At 66.2% G+C, this 21773-nt stretch carries 21 protein-coding genes and 1 tRNA gene; 13 read left to right on the plus strand and 9 right to left on the minus strand.

Annotation, left to right across the window (positions count from 1 at the left end; all coding sequences use genetic code 11):
• The first annotated feature begins 46 nt into the window (after nucleotides 1-46).
• From BZF57_RS16165 to BZF57_RS16175, 3 genes are read left to right on the plus strand one after another with little or no spacing between them, the layout of a single operon-like run.
• A complete protein-coding gene (locus BZF57_RS16165) occupies nucleotides 47-1078 on the plus strand; it encodes a transglycosylase SLT domain-containing protein (protein ID WP_086739935.1) in 1032 nt (343 codons plus the stop codon).
• 8 nt (nucleotides 1079-1086) lie between these two features.
• The gene (locus BZF57_RS16170) at nucleotides 1087-3198 is read left to right on the plus strand and encodes a flagellar biosynthesis protein FlhA (protein WP_086739986.1); all 2112 of its coding nucleotides are present in this window, start codon (nucleotides 1087-1089) and stop codon (nucleotides 3196-3198) included.
• Nucleotides 3195-3947, plus strand: coding sequence for a sigma-70 family RNA polymerase sigma factor (locus tag BZF57_RS16175; RefSeq protein ID WP_086739938.1), 753 nt, complete (start codon nucleotides 3195-3197; stop codon nucleotides 3945-3947). The genes BZF57_RS16170 and BZF57_RS16175 overlap by 4 nt, the downstream gene beginning before the upstream one ends.
• A gap of 152 nt (nucleotides 3948-4099) precedes the next feature.
• On the opposite strand, the gene BZF57_RS16180 is transcribed toward BZF57_RS16175, so the two are convergent.
• The gene (locus BZF57_RS16180) at nucleotides 4100-6883 is read right to left on the minus strand and encodes a DUF3857 domain-containing protein (protein WP_086739940.1); all 2784 of its coding nucleotides are present in this window, start codon (nucleotides 6881-6883) and stop codon (nucleotides 4100-4102) included.
• A 106-nt stretch (nucleotides 6884-6989) separates the two neighbouring features.
• On the opposite strand from BZF57_RS16180, the gene BZF57_RS16185 reads away from it, so the two are divergent.
• The gene (locus BZF57_RS16185; RefSeq protein WP_086739943.1) at nucleotides 6990-7970 is read left to right on the plus strand and encodes a bile acid:sodium symporter family protein; all 981 of its coding nucleotides are present in this window, start codon (nucleotides 6990-6992) and stop codon (nucleotides 7968-7970) included.
• On the opposite strand, the gene BZF57_RS16190 is transcribed toward BZF57_RS16185, so the two are convergent.
• Genes BZF57_RS16190 through BZF57_RS16205 form a run of 4 tightly spaced genes read right to left on the minus strand, consistent with a single transcriptional unit; the run spans nucleotide 7967 to nucleotide 12491 of the window.
• Complete coding sequence (locus BZF57_RS16190; protein ID WP_086739945.1) at nucleotides 7967-8395, minus strand: hypothetical protein; 429 nt, start codon at nucleotides 8393-8395, stop codon at nucleotides 7967-7969. The genes BZF57_RS16185 and BZF57_RS16190 overlap by 4 nt on opposite strands.
• Nucleotides 8392-9678 carry an acyl-CoA dehydrogenase family protein gene (locus BZF57_RS16195; RefSeq protein ID WP_086739947.1) on the minus strand — a complete coding sequence of 429 codons (1287 nt, stop codon included), beginning with the start codon at nucleotides 9676-9678 and terminating at the stop codon, nucleotides 8392-8394. Before BZF57_RS16195 ends, BZF57_RS16190 begins: the two co-directional genes overlap by 4 nt.
• A gap of 4 nt (nucleotides 9679-9682) precedes the next feature.
• Nucleotides 9683-11053 (minus strand): phosphotransferase, encoded by a 1371-nt coding sequence (locus BZF57_RS16200; protein WP_086739949.1) that lies wholly within the window; start codon nucleotides 11051-11053, stop codon nucleotides 9683-9685.
• Between the two features lie 10 nt (nucleotides 11054-11063).
• A complete protein-coding gene (locus BZF57_RS16205; RefSeq protein ID WP_086739951.1) occupies nucleotides 11064-12491 on the minus strand; it encodes an aldehyde dehydrogenase family protein in 1428 nt (475 codons plus the stop codon).
• Nucleotides 12492-12681: 190 nt separating this feature from the next.
• Here BZF57_RS16205 and BZF57_RS16210 point away from each other — a divergent pair, with 190 nt between their 5' ends.
• Together BZF57_RS16210 and mtnP are read left to right on the plus strand one after the other, a co-directional pair.
• The gene (locus BZF57_RS16210) at nucleotides 12682-13386 is read left to right on the plus strand and encodes a glutathione S-transferase family protein (protein ID WP_086739953.1); all 705 of its coding nucleotides are present in this window, start codon (nucleotides 12682-12684) and stop codon (nucleotides 13384-13386) included.
• 33 nt (nucleotides 13387-13419) lie between these two features.
• Nucleotides 13420-14286, plus strand: a complete 867-nt coding sequence (mtnP, locus tag BZF57_RS16215) for an S-methyl-5'-thioadenosine phosphorylase (RefSeq protein WP_086739955.1) — start codon at nucleotides 13420-13422, stop codon at nucleotides 14284-14286.
• 1 nt (nucleotide 14287) lies between these two features.
• On the opposite strand, the gene BZF57_RS16220 is transcribed toward mtnP, so the two are convergent.
• From BZF57_RS16220 to BZF57_RS16230, 3 genes are read right to left on the minus strand one after another with little or no spacing between them, the layout of a single operon-like run.
• Nucleotides 14288-15064, minus strand: a complete 777-nt coding sequence (locus BZF57_RS16220; RefSeq protein WP_086739957.1) for a transglutaminase-like domain-containing protein — start codon at nucleotides 15062-15064, stop codon at nucleotides 14288-14290.
• A 27-nt stretch (nucleotides 15065-15091) separates the two neighbouring features.
• Complete coding sequence (locus BZF57_RS16225) at nucleotides 15092-15703, minus strand: LON peptidase substrate-binding domain-containing protein (protein ID WP_086739959.1); 612 nt, start codon at nucleotides 15701-15703, stop codon at nucleotides 15092-15094.
• Nucleotides 15700-16632, minus strand: a complete 933-nt coding sequence (locus BZF57_RS16230) for a tetratricopeptide repeat protein (RefSeq protein ID WP_086739961.1) — start codon at nucleotides 16630-16632, stop codon at nucleotides 15700-15702. Before BZF57_RS16230 ends, BZF57_RS16225 begins: the two co-directional genes overlap by 4 nt.
• A 234-nt stretch (nucleotides 16633-16866) precedes the next feature.
• Here BZF57_RS16230 and BZF57_RS16235 point away from each other — a divergent pair.
• The 7 genes from BZF57_RS16235 (at nucleotide 16867) to BZF57_RS16265 (ending at nucleotide 19947) form a co-directional block, all read left to right on the plus strand.
• Nucleotides 16867-16941: transfer RNA gene (locus BZF57_RS16235), tRNA-Gly, on the plus strand.
• Between the two features lie 424 nt (nucleotides 16942-17365).
• A complete protein-coding gene (locus BZF57_RS21460; RefSeq protein WP_165362082.1) occupies nucleotides 17366-17530 on the plus strand; it encodes a hypothetical protein in 165 nt (54 codons plus the stop codon).
• A 105-nt stretch (nucleotides 17531-17635) separates the two neighbouring features.
• On the plus strand, nucleotides 17636-18091 hold the full coding sequence (locus BZF57_RS16245; protein ID WP_086739966.1) for a hypothetical protein: 456 nt from the start codon (nucleotides 17636-17638) through the stop codon (nucleotides 18089-18091).
• Between the two features lie 403 nt (nucleotides 18092-18494).
• On the plus strand, nucleotides 18495-18812 hold the full coding sequence (locus BZF57_RS16250) for a DUF736 domain-containing protein (protein ID WP_086739968.1): 318 nt from the start codon (nucleotides 18495-18497) through the stop codon (nucleotides 18810-18812).
• A 93-nt stretch (nucleotides 18813-18905) separates the two neighbouring features.
• Complete coding sequence (locus tag BZF57_RS16255; RefSeq protein WP_026002496.1) at nucleotides 18906-19124, plus strand: helix-turn-helix domain-containing protein; 219 nt, start codon at nucleotides 18906-18908, stop codon at nucleotides 19122-19124.
• 226 nt (nucleotides 19125-19350) lie between these two features.
• Complete coding sequence (locus tag BZF57_RS16260) at nucleotides 19351-19614, plus strand: DNA -binding domain-containing protein (RefSeq protein WP_086739970.1); 264 nt, start codon at nucleotides 19351-19353, stop codon at nucleotides 19612-19614.
• Nucleotides 19615-19749: 135 nt separating this feature from the next.
• The gene (locus tag BZF57_RS16265; protein WP_086739973.1) at nucleotides 19750-19947 is read left to right on the plus strand and encodes a transcriptional regulator domain-containing protein; all 198 of its coding nucleotides are present in this window, start codon (nucleotides 19750-19752) and stop codon (nucleotides 19945-19947) included.
• A 344-nt stretch (nucleotides 19948-20291) separates the two neighbouring features.
• Here the strand turns inward: BZF57_RS16265 and BZF57_RS16270 are convergent, their stop codons facing one another.
• The gene (locus BZF57_RS16270) at nucleotides 20292-21662 is read right to left on the minus strand and encodes an IS1380 family transposase (protein WP_066117545.1); all 1371 of its coding nucleotides are present in this window, start codon (nucleotides 21660-21662) and stop codon (nucleotides 20292-20294) included.
• Between the last annotated feature and the right edge of the window lie 111 nt (nucleotides 21663-21773).

Raw genomic sequence — 21773 nt, forward strand, 5'->3', positions numbered from 1 at the left:
GTGAAAGCGCCGCATCCCGCGGCGTTTACCATGAGGCGGAGGGCGCATGAGCCAATCCTCGACATCGCTGAACCTGCCCGCCGGCACGATCCGCGCCGGGTTCGAAGCCGCAGCGCGCACCCATGCCGCAGCGCGCGCCGGGATCGAAGGCTTCGAGCCCGGAGCCTCGCGCGAGATTGCCGCGCCCGCCGGTTCGGTCGAGGCCGCGATCGCCAATGCCGCGCAGGCGACCAGCGTCGATTTCAACTTCCTGCTCGCCCAGGCGCAGGTCGAGTCCGCGATGGATCCCGATGCCCGCGCCGCCACCAGCAGCGCGACCGGGCTCTACCAGTTCATCGAGAGCACCTGGCTCGGCACCATGAAGCGCCACGGCGCGCGCTTCGGCATGGGCGATGTCGCCGACCAGATCGCCATGACCGACAGCGGCAATGCCTGGGTCGCCGATCCCGCCCGGCGCGAAGCGATCCTCGCGCTGCGCAACGATCCGCAGATCGCCTCGCTGATGGCGGCCGGCCTTGCCGAGGACAACCGCGCCTACCTGATGCCGATCCTCGGCCGTCAGCCGAGCCACGGGGAGCTCTACCTCGCGCACTTCCTCGGCGCGGGTGCGGCCGGAAGGTTCCTCAGCGAATTGCAGGCCGATCCCTCGCAGAACGCCGCAGCGCTGTTCGCGCGGCCTGCCGCTGCCAATCGCGGCATCTTCTACGCGCCCGACGGCAGCCCCCGCAGCCTCGCGCAGGTGATGGACGTGATCGAGAACAAGATGGGCCGCGCGCTCGACCGGGCGAGCGATGGCCGCGCGCCGCGCTATGCCCGGGCGGATTACCGCAGCGGCTATAGCAACGCCGTCCCCGCCGCGGGCGGCTTCACCTCCGCCCCCTATCTCATCGCGGACGAGGCAGTGTTCGGTCCGGGTTCGGTGCCCGCGCTTACCCAGACCTCGGCACCCGCGGCCCCGCGCGGCGCGCGCCGGGCGCCGATGTCGCAGATCCTCGGCAGCACCTTCGGCACCGATCCCGCCGCCGCCCCGCCGCAGGTACGCCGCGCCTATGACCGCCTGAAAGCCTTCGGCCTGTGACGCAGACCATGCTGGCTTCAAAGTCCCCCGCAGCCCGCTTCGGCGGCGTCTCCGCCTCGCTCGCCCTGCCGGTCGGCATCTTCGCGCTGCTGGCGCTGATGGTGCTGCCGATCCCGGCGATGCTGCTCGACATCTTCTTCGTGCTCAACATCGCGATCTCGATCGCGGTGCTGATGGTCGCACTCAACGCCCGCCGCCCGCTCGATTTCTCGAGCTTTCCGAGCGTGTTGCTGTTTGCGACCCTGCTGCGCCTCGCCCTCAACGTCGCCTCGACCCGCGTCGTGCTCGTCCACGGGCACGAAGGAGGCGCTGCGGCAGGCCACGTGATCGAGAGCTTCGCGGCCTTCCTCGTGGGCGGCAACTTCGTCGTCGGCCTGTTCGTCTTCGCGATCCTCATGATCATCAACATGATTGTCATCACCAAGGGCGCGGGCCGCGTGTCCGAGGTCTCGGCGCGCTTCGTGCTCGACGCCTTGCCGGGCAAGCAGATGGCGATCGACGCCGACATCGCCGCAGGCCTCATCACCGCCGACGAAGCGCGCGAGCGCCGCCGCGAGGTGACGGTCGAGGCCGATTTCTACGGGTCGATGGACGGTGCCAGCAAGTTCGTGAAGGGCGATGCGGTCGCGGCGCTGCTGATCCTCGGGGTCAACATCGTCGCGGGCTTCGCGATCGGCATGATCAGCCACGAGCTTTCCGCCAGCGAGGCGGGGGAGGCCTATGTCACCCTCGCCGTGGGCGACGCGCTGGTGGCGCAAGTGCCCGCGCTGCTGCTGTCGATCGCCGCCGCCGCGATCGTCACGCGGGTGAGCGACCAGCGCGACCTTGCGGGGCAGATCGGCGGCCAGTTCGCCGACCCGCGCGGATGGCTGCCGGTGGCGCTGATCCTCGGCGCGATCGGCCTTGTCCCGGCCATGCCGCAGACGATCTTTCTCCCCGCCGCCAGCATCGCCGCAGGGATCTGGTGGCAGCTGAAAAAGCGCGCCGCGCGCCCCGCTCCGCCTGCCGATCCCGAGGAGGAGGTCGCCCCCGATCACATCGCGCTCGCCGATGTGGCGGACGGGACGCTGGTCACCATCGAGCTTGGCTACGGCATCGTCGGCCTTGTCGACGCCGCGCAAGGGTCGCCGCTGATCACGCGGATCACGGGCATCAGGAAGCAGCTTTCGCGCGATCTCGGCTTTGTGCTGCCGCAGTTCCGCATCCGCGATTCGCTCGATCTCGCCGCGCAGGATTACGCCGTGCTGATGGGCGGGGTGAGCATCGCGCGCGGGAGCGTTCGGCCCGGAAAGCTGCTCGCCATCGACGCGGGCGACGTGCGCCCGGGGCATGGTCTTACCGGCGAGGCGACGCGCGATCCCTCGTTCGATTGCCCCGCCCTGTGGATCGCGCCGGCCGCGCGTGACCATGCCGTGGCCGAGGGTTTCCTCGTGGTCGATCCGGCTTCGGTGATCGCCACCCACGCCAACCAGGCGCTCCTGACCGAGGCGCACCAGCTGCTCGGGCCAGACGAGGTGCGCGAGTGGGTCGATGGCCTCAAGGCGCGCTCGCCTGCGCTGGTCGAGGCGGTCTATCCCGACCCGCTCCCGCTCGCCGCGCTGACCCGCACTTTGCGCGCGCTGATGGCCGACGGGATCGGGCTCGCCCACCCCCAGCCGCTGTTCACCGCGCTGGCGCTCGCGCTCCAGAAAACCTCGGATTTCGATGGGGTTATCGACGCAGTGCGGGCCGACATGGCGCAGCGCCTCGTCGCCCGGATCGCAGCGCCGGGCGAGCCGCTCAAGGTGGTAACGCTCGATGCCGGGCTCGAAAGCGCGATCCTTGGCGGGATGATCGATCCCTCGACCGGGCAGCCGTTGATCGAGCCCGATTGTGGCGGCATGATCGTGCGCGAGGCGGGGCGCTTTGCCGACGAGCAGGGCTGCCCGATCGCGCTGATCGTCCAGCCGCCGGCCCGCCGTGCGCTTGCCGCGCTGCTCAAGGTGCGCGCGCCGCGCTGTCTGGTGCTCTCCATCGCCGAGCTTCCGGCGACCCAGCCGATTGCCGTGATCGGGGTCATCGGCGCCCCGGAAGAGGCCCCGGCCCTCGCCCCGCCGCCGCGTGAGGAGCTCGCCGCATGAAGCACGATCACAGCGCTTTTTCGACGGTTTCTCAAGCATATGGCGTCCAGCCCTATGCCCCGTCGCGGGCCGAGGTCGAGGACCGCGTGCGCCGCTTCCTCCCGCTCGTCCGTCGCACCGCGTGGCACATCCACGGGCACGGGCGCGAGGGGCTGGAGATCGAGGATCTGGTGCAGGCCGGCATCCTCGCGCTCACCGAATGCGCACAGCGCCACGCCGGGCCGACCGAGGACGGGTTCGCCGCCTATGCCAAGATCCGGGTGCGCGGCGCGATGCTCGACGAGGTGCGCCGCGTCGCCCATGACAGCCGCACCGCGCGGGCCAAGCGGAGCACCTACGAACGCGCGCTCGCCAGTCTGCGCGGGTCACTCGGACGCGAGCCGAGCCGTGCGGAACTAGCTGAAAGAATGGAGATTTCCGACGCCGAGCTGCTCGCCATCGAAGCCTCGGGCGTGCGGCTTACCCCGATCGACGATGCCTATGACGAGACCAGCCTCGCCTTCGCCTCCGACGATCCCGACCCCTTCGAGGCGCTGTGCGCGGCGGAGGACCGGGAGCGGCTGATCGGGGCGATGGTCCGCCTGCCCGACCGGCTCAAGCTGGTGCTCCAACTGTTCTTCGTCGAGGAATTGAACCTCACCGAAATCGCCGCTGTGCTGGAGGTCAGCGTGCCGCGCGTCCACCAATTGCGGGCCAAGGCGCTCAAGGATCTGAGGACCCTGCTCGAAGCCTCCGCCAGCGCCGATTAGGCGCCGATGTTTCACGTGAAGCACCCGCAGACGGGGGTCTGGGAGGGGTCTGGAGGGGGTCTGGCCCGCGCTGGAGGGGGTCTGGCCCGCGCCCGTTCGGGTCTGGAGGGGGTCTGGCACCAGTCCCCCTCCGACCGCGTTTCACAAGGCTGCTAGAACGTCAGCCCCCACGCCTTGTAGCTCGCCGCCAGCGACGGGCGCATCTTCAGCGCCAGCGCGACCTCGGCCTTGCCCGCCGGATCGCCCATCGCGTTGAGGATGATCCCGCGCAGCAGGCGGCTTTCGGTCTGGTAGGGCGCCGCCAGCAGCGCCGCATCGACATCGGCCTTGGCCGCCGCGAGGTTGCCGAGGCGGAAATGCGCCATCGCGCGGCTATCGAGCGCGCCGGGCGAATTGTCGCTCTTCTCGACCGCCTTGGTGCAGGCCTCGAGCCGCTCGGCATCCATCTTCGACCAGATCCCCGCCTGCCAGCACAGCGTGTTGAGCAGGTTGCCGTCGGTCGGCCGCTTGGCGACCAGCGCATCGAGCAGGTCGAGCCCTTCGTCGGCCGCGCCCTGCCAGCCGAGCGCCTGCGCCATCACGCCGGTGTGCTCGGTCGGCTCCTTGGTCAGCGCCTCGAAATCCTCGGCCAGCGCCAGCCCTTCGTTTGCCCGGCCGAGCAGCGCGAGGATGTCGATCTGCTCGGAATAGGTCGAGCCATCGGGTTCGAGCGTTTCGGCCTCGACCAGATCGGCAAGCGCGCCTTCGAGATTGCCGAGCTCGCGCCGCAGCCCTGCGCGGAACAGGTAGAGATCGCGCGAATCCTCGATCTTCATCGCCGCCTCGACATCCGCCAGCGCGCCGGCGTGGTCGAAGATCCCGGCGCGGAAGCTGGCGCGGTTGGTCAGCGGCCAGGGATCGTCGGGCTTGGCCTGCGCGACCGCCTTGGCATAGGCCGTCTCGATCTTCGAAAGCCGGCTGCGGTCCTTGCCGAAATACTCCCACAGCTCGCGCACGCCGCCTGCGGTGCGCAGCACCGGCAGCTGGCGATCGAAGCGGTTGAGCTCGCGCCGCGCGGTGCCGATCTTGTCGGCGGGCAGTTCCGCCTCGAGCGTGCGCATGGTCTGGTCGATCACCATCTTGCCGCCTTCGAGCCGCGCGGCCGAGGCCAGCTCCACCCCGCCGATGGTCGCCGCCACCGGCGCGGCGCTGCCTTCGAGCTTCACTGGCGGCAGATCGGCCGGCAGCAGCACTTCGGCGTTGCTGGTGAAATAGACCGGCCCGTTGAGCGAAAGCGGGATGCCGCGCCATGCGGTGCGCGCCCGGTCGGCCTCGAAGCCCACCTCGCGCGCGGCCTGGGCCGGCGGATCGAAGCGGTATTCGGTGCCGTCACGCTCCCACACGCTGCCGAGGATGCCCTTGGCATTGACCAGCGCAAGGCCCGCATCGGCATCGTAACGCAGCGTGTGATCGACCAGTTGCGCATCGCCGAGCACTTCGCTGAGCATGTTGTTGACGGCGTCCTTGCGCATCTCCTCGTTGCCCTGATCGGCAATCGTCCGCCAATCGGCGCTGAGCGTGCCGCGATATTCGACCGTCAGATCGAAGGTCGCCGGAACGCGCAGGCCCGCGCTGTGATCGACCGTCAGGCGAACCTTGCGATCGGGGGTGGACTGCACCCGCGTATCGAGCGCCATCAGATCGGCGCCTTCCTCGCGCAAGGGCAGCGCGTGGAAGAAGCGCGGCACTTCGTCCATCGTCTCCTTGCGCACGCCCGAGGTGGTGCCATCGAGCCAGTAGTTCTTGCCATCGATGATCGCGCGCACGATCACGTGATCGAAATTGCCCGGCATCGGCACGAATTCGGGCAGGGCGTCGCCGCCTTGCGAGACGACCAGCGTGGGCTCGGCCTCGATCCCCAGCTCGCGCAGCATGGTCAGCAGCAGCAGGGTCTTGGCCTTGCAATCGCCGAAGCGCTTGGTCCAGGTCTCCTCGGGCAGCTGCGGGATGTAGTTGCCGCCATCCATGCCGTTCATCAGATAGCTGACATCGTCCTGCACCATCCGCAGCGCCATCGCGGTGCGGGTGAGCGGGTCCTTGCTCGCCGCGGCAATGGCAGCGATGCGCGCGGCCAGATCGCCGCCCGGCTTGACCTGCCCGGCGGTGCGGTAATGCGGGGCGTGGTTCTTCGAGACCGCCGCGTAATCGGCATAGGTCGACACCTGCATCAGCTCGCCGAGGCGGAAGCGCGAGGGCGCGTCCTCGGGGGTCTCCTCCTGCTCGGCCACGGGCATGGCCGCGCTCCAGGTGTAGAACCCGTCCTTGAGCACCGGCTCGGGCACCTCGGCCTTGCCGAAGCGCTTGCGGGTGACCGGCAGCGCCTGCGGCCACGACACCGAGACGCGGCCCTTCTCGAGCGGGAAGGGCTTGGCGAAGAGCGCGGATTCCCACTGGACGTTGTCGCCCATCGCCTGATCGCTGGTGGTGACCGAATAGCTCAGGCGCAGCACATCGCCGAGCTTGGCACCCGGCACCGCCAGCGTGGCGGTGAGCGCACCATCGACGAGGCGGTTCTCCAGCCCGCGTTCGCGGCGCAGCACCTCGAACTTGGTGCCTTCCTTCAGAACGTCGATCACCGTCCCGCCGCGCACCAGCTGGACGCGGTGGACGATGAGATCGCCCTTATCGGGCATCCAGCTCGCCTGAAGCGTGCCGAAGCGGGTCAGGGCTTCGGGCGAATCGAGCGCGATCGCGGTGTCGGCATAGGACCACAGCCGCCCGGCCTCGATCCGCGATTGCTGGTCGAACAGCACGATGATCGCGTTGGAGCCCGCCGGCTTCTCGTCGAGCGTGGCGACATCGACCCAACCCGGGGGCGTCTCGTACAGCACGGTCTCGCCTGCCGTGGCCGATACCGCAGACGTCCCCGCAAGCAGCGCGGCGACCAGATAGCGCATGAAAAGTCTCCCTGTTTCAACAGGTCAGACTAGCGGCACTTATGGATATTGCTAGGGGTGGAATGCGCCGGATGCGGGACAAAATGCGAGGAGACGGGGGCGGGCCATGCTGCGGACAATCACCAATAATTTCGCGGCCCTGACCGTGATCGGGGTGGGGCTGGCGTGGCTCTATCCTCCCGCCTTCATCTGGATGACCGACGGGCGGATCAGCTTTGCCGGCCAGCCGCTGCTGAGCCTCGCGCTGGGCGTGATCATGCTGGCGATGGGCCTGACGCTGACCTTCGAGGATTACCGCGGCCTTGCGCGGATGCCGCGCGCGCTGCTGGCGGGGGTGGGCCTGCAATTCCTCGTGATGCCGCTGTCGGGTTTTGCGGTGGCGAAGCTGCTGGGGCTGGAGCCGGGGCTCGCCGTCGGCCTGATCCTCGTCGCCTGCTGCCCCGGGGGCACGGCGTCAAACATCGTCACCTATATCGCGCGCGGGCACGTGGCGCTTTCGGTGGCGATGACGATGGCCTCGACGCTCGCGGCCGTGGTGCTGACCCCGCTGCTGACGGGGTGGCTGGCGGGGGCCTATGTGGAGATCGACCGCTGGAACCTCCTCGTCCAGATGGTGAGCGTGGTGCTGCTGCCGGTGGTGGCGGGCACGCTCCTCAACCGCCTGTTCCCGCGCGCGGCGGCGCGGGTGAGCGAGGTGCTGCCGATGGTGGCGATCGTGCTCGTGATCCTGATCGTGCTCGTGATCCTGATCGTGGGCGGGATCGTCGGCGGATCGAAGGCGCAGATCATCGCCAATGCGGGCGTGCTGCTGCTGGCGACCTTCCTGCTCCACGCAAGCGGCTTTGCGCTGGGCTACATCCTCGCCCGCGCGCTGGGGCTGGGGGTGATCGAGGCGCGCACGATCAGCATCGAGGTGGGGATGCAGAACTCGGGGCTCGGGTCAGGCCTTGCCAAGACCCCCGCCTTCGCCGCGCAATTCGCCAATGCGACGCAGGCGGCGCTCGCGCCGGTCCCGGCGGCGATCTCGGCGGTGTGGCACGTGCTGATCGGCAGCCTGCTCGCGGGGGTGTGGCGGCGGCGGGGTTAGCGCTCAGCCTTCCAATCGTAGGGCGAGTCACATTCCGGCCAAGCAATCGGCTTGATCTCGATGATTTCGTCGACCTCGTAGCGCGAATTCCGCATGCCCAGATGACCTGACGCACCGGCATGACGGCGGCCTTTGAAGCGCAATTCGAAGGCATGGACCTTGTAGCAATTTGCAGAGCCGCCATCTTCGGCAAGCAGCTTTCCGACGTCTATCGCATCGCCTTCATCAAGCCAGCCCGCATCGTCGGGATCGAAATCGCGGACGGTCGCTGCGGTCGCGCCTTCGAAGAAGTTCGAGCCCTCGAACTCCAGAAGCCAGACGCCGGAGATCTCTCGCATGCGGTCAGGGGGGCGGCTTGCCCATACCGCCCCGCCAATCGCCAGCGCGATCAGCCCGATGACCGCCCAGCTGCGCGCCCGGCTCACCCGAACATCCCCCGCTTCGGCCCGAGATAGCCGAACAGATAGGCCGCGACCTTCCTCATCTGGATCTCCTCCGAGCCCTCGGTGATCCGGTAGCGGCGGTGGTGGCGGTAGATGTGCTCGAAGGGCTTGTGGCGCGAATAGCCGATCCCGCCGTGGACCTGCATCGCGCGGTCTGCGGCCTCGCAGACCAGCCGGTTCGCCCAGTAATTGCACATCGAGACCTTGTCGGAGATGGTCTTCTCGATCGCCTCGTGGGGCATGTTGTCCATCTCCCACGCGGTCTTGAAGATCAGGAGGCGCAGCATCTCGGCCTGCGTCGCCAGCTCCACCAGCGGGAACTGGATGCCCTGATTGCGCGCCAGCTCCTCGCCGAAGGGCTTGCGTTCGCGCGCATATTTCACGCTCTCGTCGATGCAGTAGAGCGCCGCGCCGCAGCTACTCGCCGCCTGCCGGATGCGGTTCTGGTGGACGAAGCTCTGCGCCAGCGCGAGGCCGCGACCTTCCACGCCGAGGATCGCGCTATCGGGCACCCAGACGTTGGTGACAGAAAGGCGCGGGTGGTCGGTGGGCATGTTGAAGGTCCACATCCACTCCTTGATTTCGAGGCCCGGGGTGGGGTTGGGGACGAGGAAGCAGGTGATCCCGCTCGCGTCGCCCGCCTTGCCCGAAGTGCGCGCAAACATCGCGCAGTGGGTGGCGACGTGCATCCCGGTGATCCACATCTTCTCGCCGTTGATGAGCCAGCCATCCACCCCGTCGCGGGTCTCGCGCACCGCGTGGGTCTCCATGTGGGTGGCGTCCGAGCCGTGGTGCGGTTCGGTGAGGCCGAAGGCGACGCGCCGCGTGCGCTCGAACCCGCCGAGGATGAACTCCTGCTTCTGCTCTTCCGTCCCCCACTGGTCGAACATGGCGACGAAGGGGAAGTTGCCGACGATGGAGTGCTCGTTCTGCAAGTCATTGTGCAGGCCGAGTCCCGCCCTCGCAAAATGCTCGCGGATCACCGCCATCCAGAGGTTGCTGCCGTCCTTCCCGCCATAGCGCTTGGGGGCAGAGAAACGCCAATGCCCGGCCTTGTCGGCGCGGCGGGTGGCCTCTTTCAGAAGCTCCTCCCACTCGTGCCGCGGCAGCCCGCCCGCCTCGAAATCCGTGCGCGCATATTCGCGGCGGTGGTCGAAAAAGCGGATGTTGTCGTCCTGCGCTTCGAGCGGCTTGATCTCGGCGGCGATGAAGGCGTCGAGTTCGCCCAAATAGGCTTGCAGGTCGGCGGGGATGGCGAAGTCCATGGGGCTATTCCTCTTCGATCCACATACGGCGCGCGACGTCCAGCGCGGGGTATTTGGGCGAATCCACCTCGATTGAGGCCAGCGCCCTTATTCTCAGAGCATCGAGCATATCGCCGTCCGCGAGCGTCCGATCTCCTGCCAAAATCATGCGGCAGACATCGCGGTCGTCCGCGTAGTCGCAGATGTTTGTGTAACGTCCCTTAGCATCGTCGCGTGCGAGGATACCCAGAGCGTTCCGCGCCACCGCCAGTTGAAACCTGTCGTGTCCTTCTACACGGTCTTTGATCGTAGCGAGCCACTCGGAAACGGCCGTCGCGATTTCTCCCAGCGCCGCATCGCCTTTCGGCGTCCAGGAATAGACCTGGTCCGCCGGAAGCTGAATCAATCTGGAGCTGCGCTTTTCCTCCGGCGCATCCTCCTCCAGCAGCAGGAGCAGATCGAGCTCCTGCTCGCTGGTCCGCCTTGAGATCACCACGCGCTCAAGCATCCGGTCCGCGCCCGAGCGCCATTGGGCGGCCATCTTGAGGCAGCCGAGCGCCCACCAAACGGTGCGGTAGATCGTCCAGAAGCGGAAGCGCGCGCGGTCGATGGTGACCCCCGCCTCGGCCTCATAGGCGGCGATGTAGTCTGCGATGCTCCCCAGCCCCAGCGCGGGGCGGTCGTAGCGGGCGAAGCGCCACACGGCCATGCAACCAAAGGCGAGGTCCTCGTGGGGGTCGCCGAAATGGGCGATTTCCCAGTCGAGCACGCCGGTCAGCACCGAGCCGTCCACCAGCAGGTTGCCCATCCGGTAATCGCCGTGATTGAGCACGGGCTCGACCGGCGAAGGGCAATTGTCCTCCAGCCACCGGAGCCCCAGCGCGATGATCGGGCGATCCCCGCCTGCGTCGATGAATTGCTGCCTGAGATCGGCGATGGCGGCACGGTAATCCATCACCGGCACGCCTGCGGGCACGTCGCCCTGCCGCAACGAGTGGATGCGCGCCAAGTCGCGGGCGATGTGGCGCAACAGCGCGCCCGGATCATCGCAGGCGAGGATCACCTTGGGGTCCGCCGTCCCCGGCAGCGCGCGCATCACGAAGCCGGAGCCCAGCCCGTCCGCCTCCTCCAGCACCGCCACCACCTCCGGCGCGGTCACGCCCTTGGCCCGCGCCGCCTCGATCAGCGCGGCCTCGACGCTATGCCCGTAAGGCCGCCCCTCCATGAAGGCGAGGCTCGGCGCGCGGCGCAACACGTAGTCGGAGCCGCCGGCGGCAAAGCGCCAGCTCTCCATTACCGCCCCGCCCGTCAGGCGCTGCGGCGGCAACGACAAAGCGCCGAGCCCGGCGCGGGCACAGACCCGCGCCAGCCCGGCGCCCAGTTCTTCAACCCCCATTGCCACGGTATCAGGCGGGGACGTTGTCCTTCTTCACGGTGATCACCTGCGCGTAGGTGAACTCCTTGAGGCCCTCCTTGCCGTACTCGGCGCCGAAGCCCGACTGCTTGTGCCCGCCGAAGGGCGCGAAGGGCGAGAGGTGGAGGTACTCGTTGATCCACACCGTGCCGGTTTCGAGCTGCTCGGCGATTTCGACGCCCTTCTCGGGGTTGCCGGTCCACACGGCCCCTGCAAGCCCGTATTCCGAGTTGTTGGCGCGCGCGATGACTTCCTCCTCCGAGGAGAACTTCATCAGCGGCATGACCGGGCCGAACTGTTCCTCGGCGACGATGCGCGCATCTTCCGGCGGGTTGTCGAGGATGGTCAGCGGCACGAAGTAGCCGGTGCCCGAGGGATCGACATTGCCGCCCAGCAGGAACTTGTAGCCGTTCGACTTGGCATCCTCGATCAGCTCGAGCACGCGGTCATACTGCTTCTTGTTCTGGATTGGGCCGACGCCGGTGCCCTGCTCGCTCCCGTCGCCGACCTTCACGGTCTTGGCATATTCGACGATGGCGGCGGACAGCTCGTCATAGATATCCTCGTGGATGTAGACGCGCTTGGCGGCGACGCAGATCTGGCCCGCGTTCGAGAAACTCGACCAGAACAGCTGTTCGGCGACCTTCTTGGGATCGGCATCGGGCAGGACGATCGAGGCATCGTTGCCGCCCAGTTCGAGCGTGATGCGCTTGAGGTCGGCGCTGGCGCCTTCCATGATCTTCTTCCCCGTCGCGGTCGAGCCGGTGAAGGTGATCTTGTCGATATCGGGGTGCTGGGTGATCAGCGGGCCGAGATCGTCCTCGCCGGTGATGATGTTGACGACGCCCGCGGGCACCTTGTCGGCGATCAGCTCGGCGATCTTCAGCGTGGTGAGCGGCGTGAAGGGCGAGGGCTTCAGCACGATGGTGCAGCCCGAGAGCATCGCGGGGACGATCTTCTGGATCGCCATCATCACCGGGAAGTTCCACGGCACGATGCCGCCGACCACGCCCACCGGCACGCGGCGGGTGCGGCTGAGGCGGGTGGCGCTGTCCTCGTTGATCTCGTCATCGAGGCTGAGGGTGGACTGCGCCGCGCTCATGGCGGCAGCGCCGTAGATTTCGCCGCGCGCCTGATCGTGGGGCTTGCCCTGCTCAGCTGTAAGCAGGCGGTAGAGTTCCTCGGCATTGGCCTTGATCGCGCCCGAAATCGCCATGATCGCGGCGCGGCGTTCCTCGATGGGGGTGTTCTTCCAGGTCTTGAAGGCGGCGCGCGCGGCGGCGACGGCGCGGTCGAGCTCGGCCTTGCCGCAATGGGGCACCTGGCCGATCACCTGTTCGTTCGCGGGGTTCACCACGTCGAGCCAGCGGTCGGTGCCGACCATCTCGCCGCCGATAAGGTTCTTGTACTGGGTGACCATTGTTTCGTCCTCTCTAACGAATGGGGGAGTCGTCTCTCTCGCCCGTGAAACTGGCGCGTTGCATCCGAAAACGCAATCGCTGCTTTGCGCGAACTTCTAGCCGTCCGGGGCGGCGCAATCACCTGACGATTGCGCTACGCCGCAGCCGTCCTATGTGAGGCACCCCGGCTTGACGACGAGAGGACACGACATGACGACGAACCGCCCCGATCTGGTGCTTTACGGCAGCCCGCTGTCGCCATTCCTCAGGAAGGCCGCGGGGGTGTGCATCGCCAAGGGGGTCGAGTTCGAGATCGAGGGCGTCAACGTCTTCGCGCCGCCGCCGTGGTTCCTCGAGATCTCGCCGATGAAGCGCATCCCGGTGCTGCGCGACCGCTCGGTGGCGGAAGAGGGCGTGGCAGGCACGATCCCCGATTCCAGCGCGATCTGCGCCTATATCGAGAAGAAGCACCCCGCCCCGGCGCTCTACCCCGAAGACCCGATGGCCTATGCCGAGGCGCTGTTCATCGAGGAGTTAGCCGATACCTCGCTGGCGATGGCGGGCGGGCTCGGCATTTTCCGCCCGATCTTCTTCGCCATCACCAAGGGCGAGGAACCCGGGCTCGACAAGGCGCGCGATGCCTGGGCGAACCAGCTGCCGCCGATCCTCGACATTCTCGAAAAGCGCCTCGCTGGCCGCGCCTTCTTTGCAGGCGATGCGCTGTCGATTGCCGACATCACGGTGACCTGCGTGCTGATGCAGATCAGCCTCGTGGCCGAGACGCCGCTCGCGCGCTGGCCCGGCCTTGCCGCGCATTTTGCCGCGATGAAGGCGCTTCCGCTCATCGCAAACCCCTATGCCGGAGCGGAAAAGATCGTCCGCAAGGCCTTGCCCACGCCCTTCGACCTGACCTAAGGCCCTCAGCCGAGAGAGAGGACATACGGGCGCATGGCCAGCGAGTGGTGCATCGGGATCATCGGCGGATCGGGTCTCTACGCGATCGACGGGCTCGAGGACGCGCAGTGGATCGCGATCGAAACCCCCTGGGGTGATCCCTCGGACGAGATCCTGTGCGGCACGATTGCCGGGGTGAAGGTGCGCTTCCTCCCGCGTCACGGCCGCGGGCACCCGATCAGCCCGACCGATCTCAACGCCCGCGCCAATATCGATGCGCTGAAGCGCGCGGGCTGCACCGATATTCTCGCGATTTCCGCGGTAGGCTCTTTGCGCGAAGAGCTGGAGCCGGGGCGCTTTGCCGTGGTCGAACAATTCATCGACCGCACCGTCCACCGCCCCTCGACCTTCTTCACCAGCGGCTTTGTCACCCATGTCTCGATGGCCGATCCGGTTTGCCCGCGCCTGTCGGAAATGGCCGCGCAGGCGGTGCTCGCGGCCAAGGGCAAGGTGGCCGTCGGGGCGACCTATCTCGCGATGGAAGGCCCGCAATTCTCGACCCGCGCGGAAAGCCGGATGTACCGCGCATGGGGCGCCGACGTGATCGGCATGACCGCGATGCCCGAAGCCAAGCTCGCGCGCGAGGCGGAGCTGCCCTACGCGCTCGTCGGCATGGTCACCGATTACGACTGCTGGCGCGAGGGCGAGGCGGTCGACGTCGCGCAGGTGGTCGGCCAGATGCAGGCCAACGGTGCGCTCGCCCGGGCGATGGTGCGCAATTTCATCGAGGCCCTGCCCGAGGAACGCGAGCCCTCCCCCATCGACACCGCGCTCGACGATGCGGTCATCACCGCGCCCGACGAGCACGATCCGGAGCTGATGGCGAAGCTCGACGCGGTCGCCGGCCGTCTGTTCGGCTGAATCAGACCTTCGCCACCGACACGCTCTGGCTCACCATCTCCATCGCCCCGAAGGCGGTGAGGAAGGCGACGTCCCCGGCATCGCGGCCGATCCCGATCTTTGCCATGTCATGGGCACCCGCCATGCCGGTCGCATCGACCAGATGCCACGCGCCGCCGAGGAACACCTCGGCCACCGCGTGGAAATCGGGCGGGGTCACGCCGGGGGCATAGACGCTCGCGATCCGCGCCGGGATGTCGGCCGCCCGCGCCAGCGCGATCATCAGGTGCGCATAGTCGCGGCAGATGCCCTTGCGATCGAGGAAGGTGTCGACCGCCGTCGTCTCGACATGGCTCGCGCCTGCCTCGTAGGTGAGGTGCCCGGCGACCCAGTCGCGCATCGCGGCGACCTTCGCCCCGCCCTCGCGGCCGGCGAATTCGTCCGCAATCAGATCGACGAAGCGGTTCGACGGGCAATAGCGCGAGGGCATGAGGTAGGGCACGGCCTCCCCCGGCAGCATATGCGGGGGCACCTGCGGCAGATCGGCGATATCGGCGAGCATCCGCTGCACCCGCACCCGCGCGCGGTATTCCACTTCCACCCGCCCGGCGACCCGCAGCCAGATGCGCTCGCCGATATGGTCCTGCGCGGGGACGCGGGCGAAATGCGCGGCCTCGGCGACCGTCAACGCGGTATCGCTGACCACCTGCTCGGGGATCGCCGCCGCCTCGATCTGGAGCAGCACGTCACACGGCTCGGCGAAGCGGTAATCGAGCGCGACATTGATCTGAAGGTCCACAGGCGGCTCCCCATGCGGGCGGGCGCCCTATTGCAGCGTCACGATTTCCTCGCCGCCATCGTGGCGGCCGTAGAACTGCATCAGCTGCACCAGCAATTCGCAGCGGTCGGTGAGCGTCTTCGCCTCGAGCAAGGCCTGCTTCGACGCCGGATCGAAGGGCGCGATCTGCGAGACACCGTTGATCAGCGAGCGATCGTCAAGCCGCTCGACCGAATCCCAGTCGACCGAATAGCCCTGCGAATCGGCAAAGGCCCGCGCCTCGCGCTCGAACCCGCCGCGCTGGGCGTGGGAGAGGGTCTCGTCCTCGTCCTCGTCGTAGATTTCCGCTTCGACCTGGCGGTAGGCGGTGGTCACGTCGAGCTCGCGCACCATGCGGAAGCGCGCGGTGCCTTCGAGGATGAGGTTGTAGCGCCCGTCATCCATCGCCTGGATCTCGCCGATGCGGCCGACACAGCCGACGGCGTAGAGCGGCGCGCCCTCGACCGGGCGCTGCGGCTGGATCATCGCGATCAGCCGGTCGCGGATCAGCGCGTCGCCCACCATCGCGCGGTAGCGCGGCTCGAAGATGTGGAGCGGCAGCTGCATGCCGGGAAACAGCACCGCGCCCGTCAGGGGGAAGATGGCAAGCCTTTTGGTCATCCGAACAATACGCGCGAAAGGCGCCGGCGGACGCCGACCACCCATTCGTCTTCCAGACCCGTCGCCTCGAAGATCTTGAGCAGCTTCGCCCGCGCCGCGCCCTCGTTCCATTCGCGGTCGGCGGCGATCATGGCGAGGAGGGTATCGGCGGCGGCATCGCGCTGGCCCGCGGCAAAGGCGGCCTCGGCATAGGCGAACTGCGCGGCCATGTCGGCGGGATCGGCTTCGGCTGCGGCGCGCAGGGCCACCAGCTCGCTGTCATCGACGCGGGTGCCCGCCAGCTCGAGCGCGCTGCGGGCAGGCGCGATGGCGGCATCGGTCGCAAGGCGCGGGTCACTGTCGATCACTTCCATCACCTGCTTGGCCTGCTCGACCTCGCCCAGCTGCACCAGCGCGCGCACGAGGCCGGCATGGGCAGGGGCGTTCTCGGGGGCGAATTCGGTGATCTGGGCGAAAATCGACGCGGCGCGCTGCGGATCGCCGCCCGCCAGCGCTTCCTCGCCCATCTTCACGAACTGCGCGAGCTCTTCGGCCGAGGGGCCCTGCGGCGCAGCGCCACCCTCCACCGGCCCGCCCTGCACGGGCAGCTGGGCGAGCAGCTGGTCGAGAATCGCCTTCAGCTGCGATTCGCTGCGGGCATTGGTGAGGTCGGCGATCGGCTGGCCCTGGAACATGGCATAGACCGTCGGGATCGAGCGCACCTGGAACTGCGCGGCGATGAACTGTTCCTCGTCGACATTGATCTTGGCGAGGACCACGCCCTTCTCGGCATATTCGCCCGCGACCTTCTCGAGCACCGGGGTCAGCGCCTTGCACGGGCCGCACCATTCGGCCCAGAAGTCGAGGATCACGAGCTTGGTCTGCGAGGGTTCCACCACCGCAGAGCGGAAACGCTCGACCGCCTTCTGTTCGTCGATGCTCAGTCCCATGCTGGCCAAGATATCTGCTCCTGCTTTTCAGGCGTGAAGTTTGCGCCCGTCCGGTTCCCATGTGGGATGCGTGTAGGGGCTTGTGAAGCGCCCCGCCGTGCTGGCCGCTTGGCCCTTTGCGATCAAGCCCCAATCGCTCCAATTTTGCGCTTGCAGGGTTGCAAAGGCGCTGCTAATCGCGCCGCCTCTCCGGCAGGAAGCGCGCGATTCAGCACTTTCTGTCAACGCCAGTGAGCGGGCGTAGCTCAGGGGTAGAGCACAACCTTGCCAAGGTTGGGGTCGAGGGTTCGAATCCCTTCGCCCGCTCCAGTTTTCTCCCAGAAAACCAATTTTTTGAACCTCGCGAAGCTCGCGAGGGCTTGGTGACAACAGTCAATTCCCCCGGGATTGTCACCACATTGTCACCAGTGCAATTCCAGCGTGGGACAATTCAGGCGTGCTCACGTCCCAGCCAGCCCAGTCAATAACATCGATAGTCACACGACCGGTGGTCGGGACAGGCCAATCTTGTTGGGGCGCCGGTTACGCGAATTGCCTGCACCCGGGCATGACCAACCACTCGCATTAGCCGCTAATCCCTGGGCTCGAAGCCTGTCCTCCTTCAATCAACCCGTGAAGGGTCCGCTACGCTAGCGCGTGCGGCCGCAGCCGAGCCGCGGTGATTGCGGCCAGCCCCCGGCCCTTGGGGCGACTGTCGAGCGGGGTGGTCCCGCTCCTCGACAGGAGCCGCATCATGCCACTTGCAACCGCACAATCACTTGGCTTGAACCTTTCCCGGACGCTGATGACGGTTATCGTCCTGATCAAGACCGGTCAGGGGTATTTTGTCATCCCTGCCGACGAATTTGACGGCGACCCCGATCAGGTCGTGCGCGAATATGACCCATTCGCCCGCTGACTTCAGGGACACTCGGACGTTTCGAACCGAGATTCATTGTGCTAATCTTACCGCGCAGATTGCGCTGAGGTGGTGGTGGCGAGCGCGTCCAGACAAGGGACGCCTATGACCATTCTTCTCATCCTCGGGAGCATCGCCGGCCTTTACATGCTCTCGCTCCTGTTCCGGCTCGCCAGCCTGGCGCTGCCAGTCTACGTCGCCATCGGTACGAGCTTTGCCCTGCTTCGCGGCGCCCACGGTTATCCTGCGGCAATTCTGACTGGCTTTTTCGCTGGAATCGCTACCCTGCTTATCGGCCGATTTCTGATCGCCTATATCCAATCACCCTCGGTTCGGCTTGGAATTGCGCTGCTTTTTGCGGTGCCGGCCGCCTTCGCTGGCTATCAAGCTGCCCACGGCCTGGCTTCACTAGCGACGAGCAGCGATCCCGCATTGGCGATTCTCGGAACGATCGCGGCTGTCGCCACATCCATCTCCGCCTGGCGAAACGTGATGGGTGGCAGCGATCGGTTCGGCATAACCTCTGCTACCGACCGATCAGATGGAGGCTATTCCCGATAGCGCTGCATTCGTCGGGAACGAATAGCAGGACGGCGTGGTCAGGGCGATTGCCTCCTGCATCGTCATCGACTGGCCTGGTTCGAGCTCTATCTTGGTCAGCACTCCCGACGATTGACCTCGCGAACTATGCAGCGGGTGTCGTTTCCACACGGAAAGCACCAGTACCGCCTCTTTCGATCCGCGCCCATGTCAGCAAGGCGCTTCGCTTGGCAGGCTTGCCGCAACGGTGTGTTTCGGACTTTCTTCCCCCGGCGTTCCGCCGTTCCTCGCGAGACAAGAAAGACCGATCACCCCGTCCTTCGCTGACGCTGCGGGTTGACGCTGCGGCGCCTGCCACTGGCTGACCTTCATCCGCGCATCGAGGCCGCACTGGAGCGGTCCGACCAACGGAAAGGAAATACCCATGTCAAAGATCGGCAATTTCAAGAAGGTCTCGGGAGAATTCCGTGGCCAGATCGCCACTCTCGCACTGCAGGCCAAGTCGGTCCGTATCGCAGCAGAAGAAGGCGCCAGCTCGAATGCTCCCAGCCACCGCGTATTTGTCGGCGACGTCGAAATCGGCGCGGCATGGGAAAAGCGCACCCAGGATGACCGGCACTACCTCTCGATCAAGCTCGATGATCCGAGCTTTGTAGCCCCCATCTTCGCCCAGCTCTTCGAAGCTGAAGACGGCAGCTACGATCTGGTCTGGAACCGCCCCGCACGACGCAGCGAAAGCTGACCCGGCCAAGTCATCGCCCGGGCAACACCGGGCGATGACGAATCCCTAGTATATTGGGTGGCAGTATATTAGGGTTCCGCCGACCCACGGAGCATGAAGCTTCGGGAGATTTTTGCGACGAATTTAAGGCGAATGCGTCACGCCAGTGGGCTTTCGCAGGAGGAATTGGCGCATCGTGCTGGGCTCAACCGCAATTATGTCGGCCTGCTTGAACGTGCAGCAAATTCGCCCACGCTCGACACGGTTGAACGACTGGCAGAGGAACTTGTCGTCGATCCGGCCCGATTCTTCGACAAGACTGGCGAACAGTGACCGCACAATAGCGCCCGTTCGCAGATTCGACGTTCCAACTTTACAATTTTTCAACGACAGAAAGCAGAAGCTTGTTCTTCGCAAGTGGTTGCGCAACCACAATCCGTCTCAGCTTATGCGGGAAAGCGCATAATGCCCTACGGATTTAGGGAGAAATGTTGCCTGCTTCACCACTCGTGTTGCGGCGTTAACGCGACTATTATGGCTCCACACTTAGGAGGGACCCATGTCGGCTCCTGACTTCGAAGATCAACCACCGCAGATGGACCGGCTAAGCGCTTATGACGAGCGCCACCTCGTGACCTATTTGCGTCTGCTGGACGCCGAAAAAGAGGGTGCGCACTGGGAAGAGGCGGTAGCGATCATCTTCGCCATCGATCCCAAAAAGGAGCCCGAGCGGGCCAAGCTGGTTTACGACAGCCACCTTGCTCGTGCCAAATGGATGACACAGAGCGGATACCGTCATTTGCTGGATCCTCGCACAAACTAAACTCCAGACTTTCCACGATTGTGGCGCAATCGATTGTGCATTTCGCGCTGATAGCGTGCCACTGACTCCGGCACTTCTCGGAGCTTGCCGGTAACATGATCATCCGACTCCAAAAAACCTCACAGGAGAGCTGTGATGGAAGAGAAGCCCGACTGGCGTTCGGAGAGTTACGCCAAAGCCTTTGAAGCACACGACCGTGCGGACTTCGCGCAGGAATTCCTGCGCCGCAATCCCGATTATCGTGCCCAATATGCTCGTGCCATCGACGCAGCGCCCATAGCGTGCAAACGTCTGGCCAAGCACTGGGGGTTGGTCTTTCGCGGCCGACCCTGAACATACCGCCACGCAAAGTCCCGCCATCTGGGACCCTTTCGCATCCGCTACAATCATCCGGCTGCAACCGGATCCAGCCACGACCGGCAGCTTCAATATGCTTTCCGCTGGCAAAGGTGCGACGGTCATCGCCAGCCATATTGCTGATCAAGCATCACATCTGGTGCTGACGTCTAGCCTCTCTTATTCATGAGGGTGCGTTTGCAGGCTACCCGGCGCCGGCGGTGCCGCTGGCGGCGTGACGCGGGCGAGCGCCTTTGGCGGAGTTTTTCACCGCGCTGTGATCGATGGGCTTTTCGGGTTGAAGGACTGGCTCGGGGGTTTCGGCGGCACTGCCGCACCGGCTATGTGGGCGCAGGCTTGAGCGCGAGAACGATGGCGCGCAGCAGATCGGCGTCGGGACAGGCCGAGGCGAACGCGACGCGGATGCGGGTAGCGCTTTCCATGACGCGGGCGGCAACCTTGAGCAGCCGCAGGCGCAGGGTGGTAAACTCAGCCCTCGCCAGAGCGGCGGTCTTCGGCATCGCCTGCTGGACGCGCCACAGGAGCCAGTAGGCGGCGGTGTGCAGGATCAGGCGCATCTGATTGGCATTGGCCGACCGGCACGAGGTGCGATCGCTGGCCAGCTGTGTCTTGTGCAGCTTGATCAGGTTCTCTGCCTGTCCGCGCGCGCAGTAGAGCGTGTCGTAGATGTGCTCGGCCGAGCCCTCGGTCAGCGATGTGACGACGTAGCGGATGTCCATGCCCAGCGTGCTGGCCTCGATCCGGGCGACGACGCGGCGCTGGCAGTTCCAGCTCTTCGCGCCGTAGCGGGTCTCGGCATAGCTGCGCAGGACCACGCGGCCTTCCTCGGCGCGGCGGACCGCACAGGCATCGGCAGCCGTGACGATGACGGGATCGGCGCGCAGCGCGGCATTGGTCGGCAGGCCGAGCACGTAATCGATGCCGGCAGCCTCGCAGAAGGCCATGACCTCGGGCCGCCCATAATGCCCGTCGCCGCGGATGGTGATGTGGGTATCGGGCCAGTGGCGGCGAAGATGACGCACCAGACGCCGGATGTGGCCCGCAGCCTCCTTGCCCGAAGGCGTCTTGCCCGTGCGCAGCAGCATCGCCACCGGACGGCCGGTCGCAGTGTCATAAACATGGATCGGCAGGAAGCAGCGCTCGCCATGATGTCCGTTCCAGAACGAGAGTTGCTGATAGCCGTGCACGACATCGCAGGTATCATCGATGTCCAGCGTCACGGCTGCCGGAGCAGCGGGATAGCTGGCACAGTAGATGTCGACCATGGCCGCCAGCATCTTGGCCAGCTCGCGCGTGGTCGGCGCGTTCTCCCATCGGCTCATGGTCGGTTGGCTGGCAAGTCCCGCACCTGCCCCCGGCAGCTTGCCCAGCGCCAGGCGGAAACCAGGATCATCGCGCAGGGCGTCGAGATCATCGGCATCCTCATAGCCGCACGCGATCGCCAGCACACGGGCAAGGAAAATATCCTCAAGCCGATGGACCACCCGCGACGGATCGCGGGGATCAGCAATACATGCCGCAAGCTGCTGGCAGATGCCCATCATGCGCTCGGCCTGAGCCAGCAGCAGCACACCGCCATCCGAGGTCAGCCTGCCGCCGTCAAACGCAGCTGTGACCTTCTTGCCGCCAACCGCTGGAAACGAAAATGCAGCCGCGCTATCATCGCATCCGGCGGGTGTGGTCTGTGGCATTTTTTGCCCCGTTGCAGGTCTGGCTTGAACAACCACATTCCTACAACAATGCAAATGCTTACACCACTCCCGCCAACCCTTCACGACATCGCCGGTGAATAAGATGGGCTA

This window comes from Erythrobacter colymbi (genome assembly GCF_002155685.1).
Lineage (GTDB): Bacteria > Pseudomonadota > Alphaproteobacteria > Sphingomonadales > Sphingomonadaceae > Erythrobacter > Erythrobacter colymbi.